This window comes from Paeniglutamicibacter sp. NPDC012692 (genome assembly GCF_042901625.1).
Taxonomy (GTDB): domain Bacteria; phylum Actinomycetota; class Actinomycetes; order Actinomycetales; family Micrococcaceae; genus Paeniglutamicibacter.
Genome location: NZ_JBIBDE010000001.1, coordinates 1,595,580 through 1,610,958, shown reverse-complemented (window position 1 = coordinate 1,610,958; position 15,379 = coordinate 1,595,580). Strand labels below are relative to the sequence as shown.

13 protein-coding genes are annotated in these 15,379 nt (G+C 65.2%); 8 read left to right on the top strand and 5 right to left on the bottom strand.

The features are described from left to right. Positions 1-43: 43 nt before the first annotated feature. The 4 genes from ACFY5D_RS07515 to ACFY5D_RS07500 form a co-directional block, all read right to left on the bottom strand. Entirely contained in the window at positions 44-2,092 is a 2,049-nt protein-coding gene (locus ACFY5D_RS07515; RefSeq protein ID WP_387527151.1) for a chorismate-binding protein, read from the bottom strand. Beyond that, entirely contained in the window at positions 2,082-2,579 is a 498-nt protein-coding gene (locus tag ACFY5D_RS07510) for a low molecular weight protein-tyrosine-phosphatase (RefSeq protein ID WP_387527148.1), read from the bottom strand. The genes ACFY5D_RS07515 and ACFY5D_RS07510 overlap by 11 nt, the downstream gene beginning before the upstream one ends. Positions 2,580-2,750: 171 nt before the next feature. Continuing rightward, a complete protein-coding gene (locus ACFY5D_RS07505) occupies positions 2,751-3,371 on the bottom strand; it encodes a LysE family transporter (protein WP_387527145.1) in 621 nt (206 codons plus the stop codon). A gap of 76 nt (positions 3,372-3,447) precedes the next feature. Next, positions 3,448-3,912: a MarR family winged helix-turn-helix transcriptional regulator gene (locus ACFY5D_RS07500; protein WP_387527143.1), complete on the bottom strand. Its 465-nt coding sequence runs from the start codon at positions 3,910-3,912 to the stop codon at positions 3,448-3,450. 173 nt (positions 3,913-4,085) lie between these two features. On the opposite strand from ACFY5D_RS07500, the gene ACFY5D_RS07495 reads away from it, so the two are divergent. The 8 genes from ACFY5D_RS07495 (at position 4,086) to ACFY5D_RS07460 (ending at position 14,432) form a co-directional block, all read left to right on the top strand. Then, positions 4,086-6,170: an MMPL family transporter gene (locus tag ACFY5D_RS07495; RefSeq protein ID WP_387527140.1), complete on the top strand. Its 2,085-nt coding sequence runs from the start codon at positions 4,086-4,088 to the stop codon at positions 6,168-6,170. 255 nt (positions 6,171-6,425) lie between these two features. Then, positions 6,426-8,246: a DEAD/DEAH box helicase gene (locus ACFY5D_RS07490; protein WP_387527137.1), complete on the top strand. Its 1,821-nt coding sequence runs from the start codon at positions 6,426-6,428 to the stop codon at positions 8,244-8,246. A gap of 307 nt (positions 8,247-8,553) precedes the next feature. Then, complete coding sequence (locus tag ACFY5D_RS07485; protein ID WP_387527134.1) at positions 8,554-9,027, top strand: hypothetical protein; 474 nt, start codon at positions 8,554-8,556, stop codon at positions 9,025-9,027. A gap of 358 nt (positions 9,028-9,385) precedes the next feature. Next, the gene (gene dnaK, locus ACFY5D_RS07480) at positions 9,386-11,230 is read left to right on the top strand and encodes a molecular chaperone DnaK (protein ID WP_387527131.1); all 1,845 of its coding nucleotides are present in this window, start codon (positions 9,386-9,388) and stop codon (positions 11,228-11,230) included. 14 nt (positions 11,231-11,244) lie between these two features. Next, positions 11,245-11,793, top strand: a complete 549-nt coding sequence (locus tag ACFY5D_RS07475; RefSeq protein ID WP_387527128.1) for a nucleotide exchange factor GrpE — start codon at positions 11,245-11,247, stop codon at positions 11,791-11,793. A 188-nt stretch (positions 11,794-11,981) separates the two neighbouring features. Beyond that, positions 11,982-12,941 (top strand): DnaJ C-terminal domain-containing protein, encoded by a 960-nt coding sequence (locus ACFY5D_RS07470; protein WP_387527125.1) that lies wholly within the window; start codon positions 11,982-11,984, stop codon positions 12,939-12,941. A gap of 108 nt (positions 12,942-13,049) precedes the next feature. Then, positions 13,050-13,481 carry a heat shock protein transcriptional repressor HspR gene (locus ACFY5D_RS07465; RefSeq protein WP_387527122.1) on the top strand — a complete coding sequence of 144 codons (432 nt, stop codon included), beginning with the start codon at positions 13,050-13,052 and terminating at the stop codon, positions 13,479-13,481. A gap of 42 nt (positions 13,482-13,523) precedes the next feature. Beyond that, on the top strand, positions 13,524-14,432 hold the full coding sequence (locus tag ACFY5D_RS07460) for an alpha/beta hydrolase (protein WP_387527119.1): 909 nt from the start codon (positions 13,524-13,526) through the stop codon (positions 14,430-14,432). A gap of 78 nt (positions 14,433-14,510) precedes the next feature. On the opposite strand, the gene trmB is transcribed toward ACFY5D_RS07460, so the two are convergent. Continuing rightward, entirely contained in the window at positions 14,511-15,365 is an 855-nt protein-coding gene (gene trmB / locus ACFY5D_RS07455) for a tRNA (guanosine(46)-N7)-methyltransferase TrmB (RefSeq protein WP_387527116.1), read from the bottom strand. Positions 15,366-15,379 lie beyond the last annotated feature (14 nt).

Genomic DNA, 15,379 nt, shown 5'->3' with positions numbered 1-15,379 from the left:
GGCGACGGGCGGCGACCCAAGCGCCGCCCGCGCCCGCCGGGAGTCAGTCCGAGGTCTCGGGGAACACCGAGCCCAGTGCCGACAGCACGCCGAAGGCCTTGGTGCGGACCTCGTCCCACTCCTCCTGCGGCGACGAATCGGCGGTGATGGCACCGCCCACACCGAGGCTGAGGTTCCACAGGTCCGTCCCCGGTTCGCCGACCATCACGAGCGTGCGGATGACCACCGACAGGTCGGTGGCCCCGGTGGCCGAAAAATAGCCGACCGCACCGGAGTAGAGCCCGCGGGCCGCGCCGTCCTCGAGCACGTCGAGGATCTCCATGGTGGAGATCTTCGGTGCGCCGGTCATCGAGCCGGCGGGGAACGCCGCGGCGATGGCCTCGGCGCGCGAGGCCCCGGGGAGCAGCCTGGCGTCGATCGTCGACACCATCTGGTGCACGGTGGCGTAGGTCTCGATGGCACAGAGCCGGGGGACCGAGAGCGTTGCCGGGTCCGCGAAGTGCGAGAGGTCGTTGCGCAGCAGGTCGACGATCATGATGTTCTCGGCGCGGTCCTTCGGCGAGGACGCCAGCTCATCCTTCAGTGCCTGGTCGGCCTCCGGCGTGGCGCCGCGGGGCCGGGTGCCCTTGATGGGCTCGGCGCGCATCCAGCCGTCGGCTCCGATCGACATGAATCGTTCGGGCGAGGTGCTCGCCGCGGCCATGTCGCCGAAACGCAGGTAGTGGGCGAACGGCGCGGGGTTCGCGGCACGCAGGCGCAGGTAGTTCTCCCACGGGTCGCAGGCCACCCGGGCCGAGTGCAGCGACGTGGTGAGGCAGACCTCGTAGCTGTTTCCCTGGCGGATCTGTTCCTGGGCGGCACGGACCTTGGCCAGGTAGCCCGGCCTGTTGTCGCGGACCGCGAACAACGGGGCCGGTACCAATGCCGGGGGCTCGGGCACGGTCGCGGGCAGTGTCGCCAACGCGGAGCGCACACGCTCGGCAAAGGCCTCGGGATCGGAGCCGGCCGAGCACAACAGGTGCACGGTGTTGTTTCCGTGGTCCAGGATGACAGCCTGCGAGGGGCGGATCAGGGCCGCGTCGGCGATGCTGCCGGGTGCGGCCGGATCCGGACGGAGATCGCTGCCGCCGGTTTCGCGCTTGAGCTCGTACCCCAGGTAACCCAGCCACCCGGGAACAAAGGGCAGTTCCTCCGCGGCCGGCAGGAACGAACCGGTGTCCCATTGCTGCGCCAGGAACTCGAAGAAACCGCCGTTGATCCTGGCCGTGGCGGTCCCCTCCTGGAGGCTCCCGGTGCCCGGGCGGTGTTCCAGGACCGCGCTTTCGTCCGTGTCGGCAGCGGCCATGATGCTGAAGCGGTTGCGCTGCCGGGGATCGGCGAAGGAAAGGTTGCTGGATTCGAGCAGCACGGCGTGCCGATCGTCTGCGTACAGGGCAGTGAAAAGCGCCGCGGTGTCCGGGGTTCCCGGGAGGCTGCGGTGGAACGGTTGCCTGGCCGCGGCCTCCGCGCGTTCGGGGGCCAACAGGGTGTAGAACTTGGGCAGGGCCTTCAGCGCCCGCAACGTATGTCCGGGAGCGCTCCCGTCGGCCCTGTTCTCGAGCACCACCTGGGCATGGCCGGGGACGGGATCGGCGCGGAGGTAGGTTTCTTCCTGGTCGGCCCAGCGGTCCCAGTGCGCGGCAAAGGTTTCCCCGTCGCGGCTCAGGGCCCGCGTCTTGCGTGTCTCGTCGGCTACCTCGACCCACACCAGGGCATCGAGCATTTCCCTGGCCGCGGCGCAGCCGGCCCCTACGCCCTCGATGATGACCACCGGTGCGGGGGAGAGGGCACTTGGCGCTCCGGGGGTTCCGACGGCCCAGTCCCAGGTGTTCCAGGTTGCGTTTTCGCCGCGGCGCAACGGGACCAGGACGTCGGAGACGTAGGCGTCCATCCCGGAGGCGAGTCCGTCCCACCCGGGGTAGATGTCTTCGAGGTGGAAGACGGCTACCTCGCGGTGGCGTCGTAGTTCGGTGGCCAATTCGGCCGCGAGCGTGCTCTTCCCTGCACCGGAACGACCGTCAATGCCAAGGATGAGCGCCGGGCTAGTTGCCACGTGAAGGCATGGTGTGGGCGCGCACGTAGTCGAGCACTCCCGGTATGGCAGCGTGGATCATTTGCCAGCAAAGGCGGAAATCGGCCGAGTCCCCGAACCACGGGTCGTAGATGCCCTGTTCGTCGTGGGGGGAGGTGGCGAATGACGTGTCGAAGGAGCGCATCATGCGCAGTGCGGGGCGTTGCTCCGGTGCAACTGCCTGCAGCAACCCTTCCAAGGTCGCGTAGTGGTCTTCGTCCATGGCCAACAGCAGGTCGATCTCCGCGAGCTGGGCCGCGTCGATGGTGGCGGCCCGATGTGCCTCGGGATTGATCCCGTGGGACTGCAGAATGGATGCGGCCCGCGGATCTATGGAGGCCCCAGTTTCCCCATTGCTGGTGCCGGCGGATGAAACCGTCACATCGGTGATTCCCGCGTCGTCGAGTGCCGTGCGCAGCATGTACTCCGCCATGGGGGAGCGGCAGGTGTTGCCTGTGCACACTGTCATTATCCGAAACATGGTTTTAGTCTAGGACAGCTGACGCCCCTAGTGACAGGCTCAAACACGCCGAGTGTGGAAGGTTATCGGATTGTGCCCTGCGGCTTTGGCCCGCGGCGTTCCCGGAAGACCCAAGTAAGAGGTCCAATGGGTCACAACAGAGTCGAACGAGGCTTCCGCCTAGTGGATAAAGGCCAGCAAAGCGGCCACGAAAATGAACAGCGTCCCGAATGTCATATTCAGAATTTTTTGCCCGCGTTCGGTGGCAGTGAAGCGGCTGAAGCTCTTCGCTGCGGCGGCGAAGAAGAACCACATGACCAAGATGTCGACAACCACGATGGTCGTGATGAACACCAGGTACTGCCCAAGTGCCGGTTGGTCCAGGCGGATGAACTGGGGGGTGAAGGCCAGGAAGAAGACGATGGCCTTGGGGTTGAGCAAGTTCACCCACAGGCCGCGCCTGAACATCGAGCCGGCCGACTCCTGCCCGCGCATGTCGATCTCGTCGGGGCTCTGGGGCTTGGCAAGAATGAGCCGTACGCCAAGGTAAATAAGGTACGCGGCGCCGGCATAGCGGATGCCGGTGAAGAACACCGGGGAGCGTGAAACCAGCAAACCCACGCCCGCCGCAACGACAATCACGTGGACCAGTAGCGCCGCCTGCTGCCCCATGATCCCCCAGATGGAGCGCTTGAAGCCCGAGTTCAGCGAATTGGTCATGGTGTTGATGGCACCGGCGCCCGGGGTGAAGCTGATGAGCGCGGACGCACCGAGCAGGGAAAGCCAGAGGGATAGAGTCACCTGACCAGCTTATGGGAGCCGGGACATCACCCGTGAATGCGTGCAGGATGCAAACCAGCACTGGAACAGGGGCGCCTCAGCTGGCAGTGCCCTGGCGGCTCGCCTGGTCGATGCCGGCAATGGCTTCCGCCATGAACCTGGAGATCAGGGCGATGTCGCGCTCGCCGTAGGAGGAAATGACCTCCATCATGCTGACCGCCAGCGGCCCGAACATGGTTTGGCCGTCCGCCTTGGCCTTCTCCGTCATGCGAATGCGCACCACCCGGCGGTCCTTGTCGACGCGCAGTCGTTCGATGTGGCCGCTGCGTTCGAGCCGGTCGAGCAACGCACTGGTTGCGGGGGAGCTGAGGCTGAGCTCGCGGGCCAGGTCCCCGGGCGTCGGTGGATTGCCAGCCAGCTCAAAACGCATGATGGCCGCCAGCGCATTCATGTCGGTTCGGTGGGTCTGGTGACGCGCGCCGGTGGATTCCACGTAACGATCGGAGGCCTGCGCAAACTGCTGGAGCAGCAGTACAAGTTCACGAGCGTTATTGGGATCCATGGCAACAATCATACGTTCAGACTTGAAGTAGTTCCATGATGGAAATACTATCTAGTGGAGAGACTTGGCTTCCGTTGCGGAAAGCCGACCGGTGCGAAGATGGGAATATTGTGGAAAAGCGCGTTGCTGGTTCTGCGGGACTTGCGGAAAAAACCGTGTTACCAGGTAGGAACATGCGGCAGGCGGGCGGCAAGGTGCGCGCTCTGGTTGCCGCGGTCCTGGTTCTCGCCTGGCTGGGTGTCGCAGGGGTCGGCGGTCCCACCTTCGGCAAACTCGGTGACGTGCAGACCAACGACCAGGCTTCCTTCCTTCCCGCCTCGGCCGAGGCCACCCGCGCGCTCGAGTGGCAGGCGAAGTTCCGCACCTCCGATGCGATCCCCGCGGTGGTGGTCATCGCCGGCGACGCAAAACTCGACGAGGCGGCCATCGCCGCGACGACCGAGTCGCTCAAGGACCTGCCGGCGCTCGAGGGCGAGATTGCCGGGCCGTTCTTCTCCGAAGACGGGCTGGCCGCGCAGCTGCTGGTGCCGCTGGGCGCCGAAACCGAAACCCAGGAGGCTGTCGAGACGCTGCGCCACGAACTCACGGAACGCGTCCCGGAAGGCACCCGCGCCTACGTGACGGGCCCCGCTGGGTTCAACGCGGATCTCGTCGAGGCGTTCGGCGGCATCGACGGTGTACTGCTGGGCGTCGCCCTGGGCGCGGTGCTGCTGATCCTGCTGCTGGTCTACCGCTCGTTCCTGTTGCCGCTCGTCGTCCTGTTCACTTCCGTTGCAGCGCTGTGCGCTGCCATCGTCGCCGTGTACTACATGGCCAAGGAAGGCTGGATCCGCCTGGACGGGCAAAGCCAGGGAATCCTCTCCATCCTGGTCATCGGGGCCGCGACCGACTACTCGCTGCTCTACGTTGCCAGGCACCGCGAGGCACTGGCCCACGGGGCCGGCCGCTGGGAAGCCACGACCACGGCCTGGAAGCGCTCGGTCGAACCCATCCTTGCCTCGGGTGGCACCGTGACGGTGGGCCTGCTCTGCCTGCTGTTCTCCGACCTGAACTCCAATAAGGCGCTCGGCCCGATCGGCGCCAGCGGCATCGTCTTCTCCGTCGTCGCGGCGCTGAGCTTCCTTCCGGCCGCGCTCGGCCTGCTCGGGCGCTCCGCCTACTGGCCCTTCATGCCCAAGCCCGCCCGCCCACTGGGTGCGGAGGAGCTTCCGGGGGGCCTGTGGGGAAACGTCGCGAAGTTCGTCGGCCGCCACCCGCGCAGCATCTGGATCGCCACCGCCCTGGTCCTGGTGGTCGGCGCCCTGGGCGCGACCCAGTTCAAGGCCTCCGGCGTCCCGCAGAGCGAACTCGTCCTGGGCCAGACCGATTCCCGCGACGGACAGGTGGTCCTGGGGGAACACTTCCCGGGCGGAACCGGCAGCCCCGCGTTCGCCGTCATCGACAGCACTAAGGCTGAGGACGCCCTGCCCGGCATCGAGGCCCTGGACGGCGTGGCCTCGGCCTATGTCCAGGCCGCGGACGGGGGCCCGGCGGTGACCGCCGCGGGCCGCGAGGCTCAGGTCGTCGAGGGCCGCTCGCTCATCTCGATCACGCTCGATGACGCCGCCGACTCCGATGCCGCGAAGGCCACGCTCGTCGGTCTGCGAAACACCATCCACGCCATGGACCCGGAATCCCTGGTCGGCGGCACCACGGCAACACTCGCCGACACCGCCACGACCGCCGAGGCCGACCTGGCCAAGATCATCCCGTTGATCCTGGCCGCCATCCTGGTCATCCTGATGTTCCTGCTGCGCTCCGTGGTCGCACCGCTGTTGCTGGTCGCCACCACGGTGCTGTCCTACGGAACCGCGATGGGGGTATCGGCGTGGGTGTTCAACGGCATCCTCGGCTTCCCCGGCGCCGATCCATCGGTTCCGCTCTTTGGGTTCGTCTTCCTCGTCGCACTGGGTGTCGACTACAACATCTTCCTGATGACGCGCGTGCGCGAGGAGTCGTTGGAGCACGGAACCCGGTCGGGCGTCCTGCGTGGGCTGTCGGTGACAGGCGGCGTCATCACCTCCGCCGGTGTGGTGCTTGCCGCAACGTTTGCCGCACTGGGCATCATCCCGATCATGTTCCTGGTCCAGCTCGGCTTCATCGTGGCCTTTGGCGTCCTGCTTGACACCCTCGTGGTGCGCTCGCTCCTGGTGCCGGCCCTCGTGCATGACATCGGCAGGCACGTGTGGTGGCCAAGCGGGCTGGGCCGACGAGGGTAACGGATCTCTCGTATGGTTCCCCGCGGTGTACTGCTAAGATGGAAGCTTGTAGATCGGTATGGCTCGGGGATCAGCTTCGAGGCCTGAAAGTCTATGCGTCGACAGATTAGATTTCCCGATCCGCCGCTTGTTTCACATCCTTCTTGCGATTGAACGCGGCTGCATCATGTGCGCTTTGCGCCATCTAGGCTCTCTCTTTCTTCGGCGATCACGCGCGTCGAAACCGTCGTGCGAAGCTTTGAGAGAAAGAACCACGTGAGTCCTTCATTCACTTCCCTTGGCGTGCCCGCAATCCTTGCAGAGGTCCTCGCGGCCCAAGGAATCGAATCGGCATTCCCCATCCAGGAAGCAACCCTGCCAACCACCCTCAAGGGTGGCGACGTGCTCGGTCGCGGTCAGACCGGTTCCGGCAAGACCCTGGCATTCTCCCTTCCCGTGGTTGCCCGTCTTGCGGCCAACCCGAAGCCGCGCAAGGCCCGCTTCCCGCGTGCCTTGATCATGGCACCAACCCGCGAACTGGCAACCCAGATCGCCAAGGTCGTCGAGCCGTTGGCCGAGGCCTTCGACCTTCGCACCGCGGTTGTCTTCGGCGGCGTTTCCCAGCTGCGCCAGGAAAAGGACCTCAACGCAGGCGTTGACATCCTCATCGCCTGCCCGGGTCGCCTCGAGGACCTGCTCAAGCAGCGCGTTGCAGACCTTTCCCGCGTGGAAATCTCCGTGCTGGACGAGGCCGACCACATGGCCGACCTCGGCTTCCTTCCGGTCGTCAAGCGCATCCTGGACCAGGCACCTCGCGGCATCCAGCACCTGCTCTTCTCCGCCACCCTGGACAACGGCGTGGACAAGCTCGTCCAGCGCTACCTCGAGAACCCGACCGTGCACTCGGTCGATGCACCGCAGGCCGCAGTGAACACCATGGAACACCACGTGTTCCTGGTGTCGAACGACGACAAGAAGGAACTGGTACGCACCCTGGCATCGGGCACCGGCCGTCGCATCATGTTCATGCGCACCAAGCACCACGCCAAGAAGATGGCCGTATGGCTGGGCAAGTGCGGCATCCCGTCCGTGGACCTGCACGGCAACCTGAGCCAGAATGCCCGTGACCGCAACCTTGCGGCATTCGCCGCCGGCGATGCCCGCGTACTGGTTGCCACCGACGTTGCAGCCCGCGGCGTCCACGTCGACGGTGTTGAACTGGTTGTACACATCGACCCGCCGGCAGAGCACAAGGCCTACTTGCACCGCTCGGGCCGCACCGCCCGCGCAGGTTCGGACGGAACCGTTGTCACCATCGCGACCCCGGACCAGCAGGGTGACGTGAAGTCGCTGCTGAAGGCCGCGGGCCTGAAGGTGCCGATGGTCAAGGTCACCCCGAACGCCCAGGTTGTCTCCGACGTTGTCGGCGAACGCGCCGAGCCCGTTGCATACGTTGCCCCGCAGCTGCGCACCCAGGCAACGGTCCGCAAGGACACCCTGACCGATTCGGACGCTGCGGGTGGCCGTGGCCGCCGTCGTGGCGGACGTGGTACCACAAAGGCATCTGCGCCGGCCAAGAGCACCGGTGGCGAAAACCAGCGTGGCCGCGACGAGAACCGTGGCGAACGCCGTACCGAGAGCCGTGGCAACGCGGCTTCCTCCACCCGCAACAGCGGTGGCGAGCGTCGCGGCGAAAACCGTGGCGAAGGCCGCGGCTATGCAGCTCCGGGCGCCCGCAGTGGCGAACGCCGTGGCAACGGCGCCGCAGCAGGTCGCGGTGGCGAGCGTCGCAGTGACGTCCGCACCGACAACCGTGCAGATCGCCGCGCAGACATGCGCCAGGATTCACGTGGCGACGACCGCGACGTAGCCCGCCGCGGTGCCGGTGCCGGTGCAGGTCGCGGTTCCGCTTCGGCTCGCAACAACTCCGGCCAGCGCCAGGGTGCCACTTCAGGTTCCCGTCCGCGCGGTGGAAACACCATCGGCGAAGCGCTGGGCGCTTCCAAGGTTGAAGCAGCCAACGGTGCCAGCCGCGGCGGTCGCTCGCGTGGTCCGCGCCGCGCTTCCTCGCCGGCCTCGAACAACCGCAGCTACTAAGCCCGGCCGGTCGTCCCACGGGCGACCGAAGGCTTGATGCTCCCTAGTGGGTCCCGCTTTGCAAGATTTCTTGCAAAGCGGGACCCACTAGTCGTTTAAGAGCGCACAAGCGCTTGGAAAGACTCATCCGTTCGGATGAATCGCGCTCGCTGCCAGCCCGGGCAAATCATCCATTTGAGCGGGCTTTCGAAATGCCCGTGCAAATAATCTGGAGGAAGTAAAGAGTTGCAGATGATTGCAACCGCGCCCGGTTCGCTCCGGACGCGTTGGCAGTCAAGCGTCCACCAACAACATCTGGAGAAGTGTCGTGATTGAATCCCTGCAGGAATTCGCATCCTCGTTCCCGCCCGCATTGCAATGGATCGCCGTGATCCTGGCCGCGGCGATTCCGTTCGTCGAGTCATATTTCGGGTCCGCACTCGGGGTCGTGATCGGCCTGAACCCGGTGGTAGCCATTCTGGCGGCGGTTCTCGGCAACGTCGCCTCGATGCTCCTGCTGGTCAACGGCGCACATTTCGTTCGCGGCAAGGTGGCCAAGGAAAAGGGATCCCCGACCCAGAAGTACAAGAAGCTGCGAACGGCTTTCGACAAGTACGGCGTGGCGGGGGTCAGCCTTCTGGGGCAGACCATCTTGCCCAGCCAGATCACCTCGGCCGCGCTGGTTTCCTTCGGCGCCGCTAAGGAGAAGGTCATCTTCTGGCAGATCATTTCCATCATCCTGTGGGGCACGGCCTTCGGAACGCTCGCGTTCCTGGGGGTGGACCTGATGTTGGGTCGCTGACGTTGAATTAGGGCATGGCGGCCAAGCTGCCCGGATGCCAGTCCACCGTGCGTAAATGCGTAGGGAACCATCCGCATCCGGGGGTCCACCGGCCGTCTTGGTGGTCGAATGCCGCATAATCTGCCCCATCTCTCACAGCGAACACTTCTCCCAGCAAGTTCAAAGAATGCCGGATTTCCGCGGTTTTTTGCCACGGGATCCGGTTGTTTTTTGCCCAAAAACACAAACTTGAGTCGATTGCGCTCAAGTTTGAATTGACAAGGATTTGCGGCCGAGTAAACTTGAGTACAGAACGCTCAACCGGTTCATCCGGAAGGAACGTTGGTTCATTTTCCCCAATGCAAGAAGGAGCTCACCCATGTCACGTGCCGTAGGTATTGACCTCGGAACCACCAACTCTGTTGTATCCGTCCTCGAAGGTGGCGAGCCCACCGTTATCGCCAACGCCGAAGGCAACCGCACCACCCCGTCGGTCGTTGCCTTTGCCAAGAGCGGCGAAGTCCTGGTTGGCGACATCGCCAAGCGCCAGGCCGTCAACAACATCGATCGCACCATCGCTTCGGTCAAGCGCCACATGGGCACCGACTGGTCGGTTGCCATTGACGACAAGAAGTACACCGCGCAGGAAATCTCCGCCCGTATCTTGATGAAGCTCAAGAACGACGCCGAAGCATACCTGGGCGAAAAGGTAACCGACGCGGTTGTCACCGTTCCGGCTTACTTCAACGACGCCGAGCGCCAGGCCACCAAGGAAGCCGGCGAAATCGCTGGCCTCAACGTCCTGCGCATCGTCAACGAGCCGACCGCGGCAGCACTGGCCTACGGCCTGGACAAGGGCAAGGAAGACGAGCTCATCCTGGTCTTCGACCTCGGCGGCGGAACCTTCGACGTGTCCCTGCTCGAAGTTGGCAAGGACGACGACGGCTTCTCCACCATCCAGGTTCGCTCCACCGCCGGCGACAACCGCCTCGGCGGCGACGACTGGGACCAGCGTGTCGTTGACTGGCTGCTGGCCCAGGCAAAGCAGAAGGGCGCAGACCTGTCCAAGGACAAGATTGCCCTGCAGCGCCTGAAGGAAGCCGCTGAGCAGGCCAAGAAGGAACTCTCCTCGGCCACCAGCACCAACATCTCCCTGCAGTACCTCTCGGTCACCCCGGAAGGCCCGGTTCACCTGGACGAGCACCTCTCCCGTGCCAAGTTCCAGGAACTGACCGCAGATCTGCTCGAGCGCACCAAGAAGCCGTTCAAGGACGTCATCGCCGAAGCCGGCGTGAAGGTCTCCGAGATCGCACACGTGATCCTCGTCGGCGGCTCCACCCGCATGCCTGCCGTTGCCGAACTGGTCAAGGAAATGGCCGGCAAGGAAGCCAACAAGGGCGTCAACCCGGATGAGGTCGTTGCAGTCGGCGCGGCACTCCAGGCCGGCGTGCTGAAGGGCGAGCGCAAGGACGTTCTGCTCATCGACGTTACCCCGCTGTCCCTGGGCATCGAAACCAAGGGTGGTGTGATGACCAAGCTGATCGAGCGCAACACCGCGATCCCGACCAAGCGTTCGGAGACCTTCACCACCGCCGAAGACAACCAGCCTTCGGTATCGATCCAGGTCTTCCAGGGCGAGCGCGAGTTCACCCGCGACAACAAGGCCCTGGGCACCTTCGAGCTGACCGGCATCGCGCCGGCTCCGCGCGGCATCCCGCAGGTCGAGGTCACCTTCGACATCGACGCCAACGGCATCGTCCACGTGTCCGCCAAGGACAAGGGCACCGGCGTTGAGCAGTCGATGACCATCACCGGTGGTTCCTCGCTGTCCAAGGACGACATCGACCGCATGGTCCGCGAAGCCGAGGAACACGCCTCCGAGGACAAGGCCCGCCGCGAGGCAGCCGAGACCCGCAACGCCGCCGAGCAGACCGCCTACTCGGTGGACAAGCTCATCAAGGACAACGCCGACAAGCTGCCGGAAGAGGTCAAGACCGAGGTCCAGGCCGACGTCGACGCGCTGAAGAAGGCCCTTGAGTCGCAGAACAACGACGACGAGGTCAAGGCCGCGTTCGAGAAGCTGCAGGCTTCGCAGGGCAAGCTGGGCGAGGCCATCTACGCCAACACCCAGGCTTCGTCCAACGGTGAAGACGGTGGCGAGGCCCCGAACGCCGAAGAGGACATCGTCGACGCCGAGGTCATCGACGAAGACGAAAAGAAGTAAGGGGCGCATCGACCATGTCTGAGGAAATTCACAACGAGGGCGCCTCCAACGAAGAGGTCACTCCCGTTGACGAAGCCCATGACTCGGGTGACGCGTTGAGTCAGGCCGAGGCCATCCTCAACGAGGCTGCGGCAGAGGGTACGGTTCCGGACAAGGAAGCCGAGTTGCGCGAGGACCTGCAGCGGTTGCAGGCCGAGTACGTCAACTACCGCAAGCGCGTTGAGCGTGACCGCGAGGCAGTGCGCGAGCTTGCCGTGCAGTCGGTCATGAACAACCTGTTGCCGGTCCTCGACGACATCGATGCAGCCCGTGCCCACGGTGACTTGACCGACGGGCCGTTCGCCTCGATCGCCAACAAGCTCGATGCGGTGCTCGAAGGCCTCGGCCTTGAACGCATCAACGAAGCGGGCGTGGCATTCGACCCGACCGTGCACGAGGCACTGTTGCAGCAGCCGAATCCGGAGATCCCGGCAGACCATGTCGCCATGGTCCTGCGTTCCGGTTTCAAGAAGGGCGAGCGCATCATGCGTGCGGCCCAGGTGATCGTTTCCCTCGGGGAATAATTGCCAAGCAACGCAACACGGTAGTAAAACCGTGAAGTAACTCCACCACCTGCGGCGGGTCATCCGGGTTCCTGGAAAGGACCGGGGACCCGCCGCAGGCCGGTGGACTTCCACCCCAAGATTTTGGCCCGGAACCGTTTTGCACGCGTTCGCGGGCACCGAAGCACTACAGGAAAAGGAGGCGCCTGATGGCAAGTCAGGATTGGGTCGAAAAGGATTTCTACGCCATACTGGGCGTCTCCAAGGACGCCAGCGAAGCGGACATCAAGAAGGCCTACCGGAAGATGGCCCGCAAGTACCATCCGGACACCAACGCCGGCGATGCGGCGGCCGAGCGACGGTTCAAGGACATCACCGAGGCGCACTCGGTGCTCTCCGACCCCGAAGACCGCCAGCAGTACGACGCGATCCGTGCCATGGGTTCCGGCGCCCGTTTCAGCGCCGGCGGCGGCCACGGCGGGCCCAACAACGGCGGGTTCGAGGACGTCTTCTCCAACCTCTTCGGAGGCGGCGGCGGACATCGCGGCAGCCAGGTGCCACCCGATTTCTCGGACCTCTTTGGAGGCGGCGGCGGGTTCGGCGGCTTCGGCCAGCAGGCACCGCGCAAGGGCGCGGACCGCACGGCAAGCACCAGCATTTCCTTCGCGGGTTCCATCAAGGGAACCACCATCGGGCTGCGCGAAGACAACGGCGAGATCATCGACGTGCGCATCCCCGCCGGCATCAAGGACGGGCAGTCCGTGCGCGTGCGCGGCAAGGGTTCGCCGGGCACTGCCGGTCCCGGGGACCTGATCGTCAAGGTCAGCGTCAAGCCCCACACGGTGTTCACCCGCGAAGAGAACAACATCCGCGTCCACGTTCCCGTCACCTTTGCCGAAGCGGCGCTGGGCGGGCAAATCGAGGTCCCCACGATCACCGGGGACACCGTCAAGATGAAGGTACCGGCCGGCTCATCTTCCGGCCGCACGCTGCGCCTGAAGGGCCGCGGCGTGCACACGGCCAAGGCCACCGGCGACATGCTTGTCACCCTGGACGTCCTGGTCCCGCAAAACCTGTCCAAGGAAGCCAAGGCCGCGGTCGAGGCGTTTGCGGAGGCCACCAAGGGCGAGGATCCGCGTCACAGCCTGTTGGCCCACGCAGTACTCTAGGACCGTCGTGGGTGCCTTCCGCGGACGCGCGGAAGGCACCCCAAAGCGGATCATTCGATCGGCTCGTTGCCGGTTGCCACATACGGAAATGCATGGAGGGACAGAATCATGAACAATGACAGACTTCGACCGGTTTTTGTCATTTCCGTTGCAGCCGAATTGGCGGAGATGCATCCGCAGACCCTGCGCCAGTATGACCGCATGGGCTTGGTGTCGCCCTCCAGACAGGGCGGCAAGCAACGCCGCTACTCCGAACACGACGTGGAGTTGCTTCGCGAGATCCAGCGACTCTCCAAGGACGGCGTCTCCCTCGAGGGGATCAAGCGCGTGCTCGCCCTGGAGAATCAGCTTGCGGCGCTCCAGTCCCGGATCAGCGAACTGAGCAACGAGGTCTTCGCCCTGCGCAGCGCCAGCCAGAGCGCCGGGCTGGGCCGCGTCTTTGCCGCCGGCACCAGCGGCGATGTAGTGTCCCTGACACGGGGCCAGCGTCCCCGCGGCCGCAGCCAGGCCCTGGTGATCTGGAAGCCGCGCAGCAAATAGACCCGTCGGGGTCGTGGCCTGCCAACGGGATGGGGGAGCCGAATGCCGAACCACGGGGGATACGCCCAGCTCACTGCCGTGGCCGAGGCCCGTTTCGAGGCGCTGTGCGCCATCCGGGGCCGCTTGCGCAGGACCCACCGCCAGGCACTCGACGGGACGGCACACGCCCTGCGTGAAGGCTCCATGGATCCCGCCATCCCCGCACGCCACCTGCTCTATCTGGATCTTTCGGCGCGCGAACCGCTGGCAGCCATCGCCGTCGGCGACCTGGACACGGCAACGCATGTCACCTGGCAGCTTTCGGGCACCGGGATCAGGGCCCGCAACGCACTGTGGGGAAGCGTTCGCGAGGCAGGGCAGCTGTACCTCGAGCAACGCACGGTGGGAATCGAGGCGCCGGCGGTTGTCGCGTGGCTGGGATACCGCAGCCCCAACATGGCCAGCGCACTGATTAACCGCTCGGCACACCGCGGCGTGCAGGTCCTCGAACGCGACCTTGAAATCTTTGCCGCACTGCGCCACGGGAAGCCGCACCTGGCGCTCGAAGCCCACTCCTATGCGGCGACCCTCGCAGCCCAGGTGCTCGACTCGCGCGCCGGATCCTCGGCGCTTGTCCAGGCGCTGGCGACGATCGGCTCGGCGGGAATCCCGAGGCAACTGTCCCGCGACCCTGGCCGGCTCAACCTCTCCGCGGACCACATCTATGAGGCGGTCGCCGACGGTGATCGCCTGGCTTGGTGGGGACGGCTGCTTTCGGGCCGGAAACTCATTCCCGGCCACGCCTTCAGTGTTGCAGGCAGGCCCGACCTTGGCCTGCTGGGGGTGCGCGGGCACAACACCTCGCAAATGACCCCGGGGAACCCCGGTGCACCCCGCGGATACAGGGACCCGGGCACCACGTCGCTGCGCAACCTGGCCTTGATCACCACCGGCCAAAAGCCGTTGGCCTAGGACGAAATTGTTTTGCCCTGATTAAACGGAAATTCCCCCTGCGGCGCCTCGGCGCCGCAGGGGGAATTTCGTGCCCGGCTAGTTCTTGCGGTAGGTCAGGTCGAAGATCAACCGACCTGCATTCAAGGCCTTGCCCTCGAAGCTGGTGAGCGTGCGGCCCTCGAAGCGAGGGGCCCAGCCGCCAAGCTCGTCGGTGAACGCCGCATCCTGCTCCTCGCCCTCAAGCCCGAGTCGGCGGACCTTCGTCAGGTTGCTGTCCTCACCGGCCAAATTGCCGGGGTGGAGGTTCTCGAAGCTATCGGAGGCATCGAAGATTTCGCGCATCTGTTCCGCGTAGTTCGACCAGTCGGTGGCCAGACGAACGATGCCGCCGGGAACCAACACCCGCTCGATCTTGGGAAGGAACGACTCCTTGATCAGGCGGCGCTTGTGGTGGCGGATCTTGTGCCACGGGTCGGAGAAGAAGATCCAGACTTCCTGGGCCGAGCCCTCGGGAAGCATGATGTCGAGCGCCTCCGGGGCATTGGCCTGGACGGCGCGCACATTGGTGAGCTCGCGGTTCTCAACACGCACCATGAGTGCGGCAAGGCCGGGGCGGTAGACCTCCACGGCGAGGAAGTCCTTGTCGCGGTTCTCGTCGGCGGCATGGGCCATGGCTTCGCCGAGCCCCGAACCGATCTCAACGATCAACGGGGCCTTGCGGCCGTAGACCGTCTCAGGGTCCAGAACGAAACCCGCGGCCACCGAGGTGTCGGTGCGTTCGCGCTCAGGCTCGATGACGTACTTGTCCGCGATGCGCTCCCAGGCGTCCGCACGGCGGCCATGGAGGCGGCTGCCACGGCGGACAAAGGACACCGGTTCGGCTCGGTAGAAGCTGGGGTCTTCGACGGCGCGGCCGGTGGACGGCATCTTGCGATCTGTGGGAATGCTCATGTACTTAAGGTTAG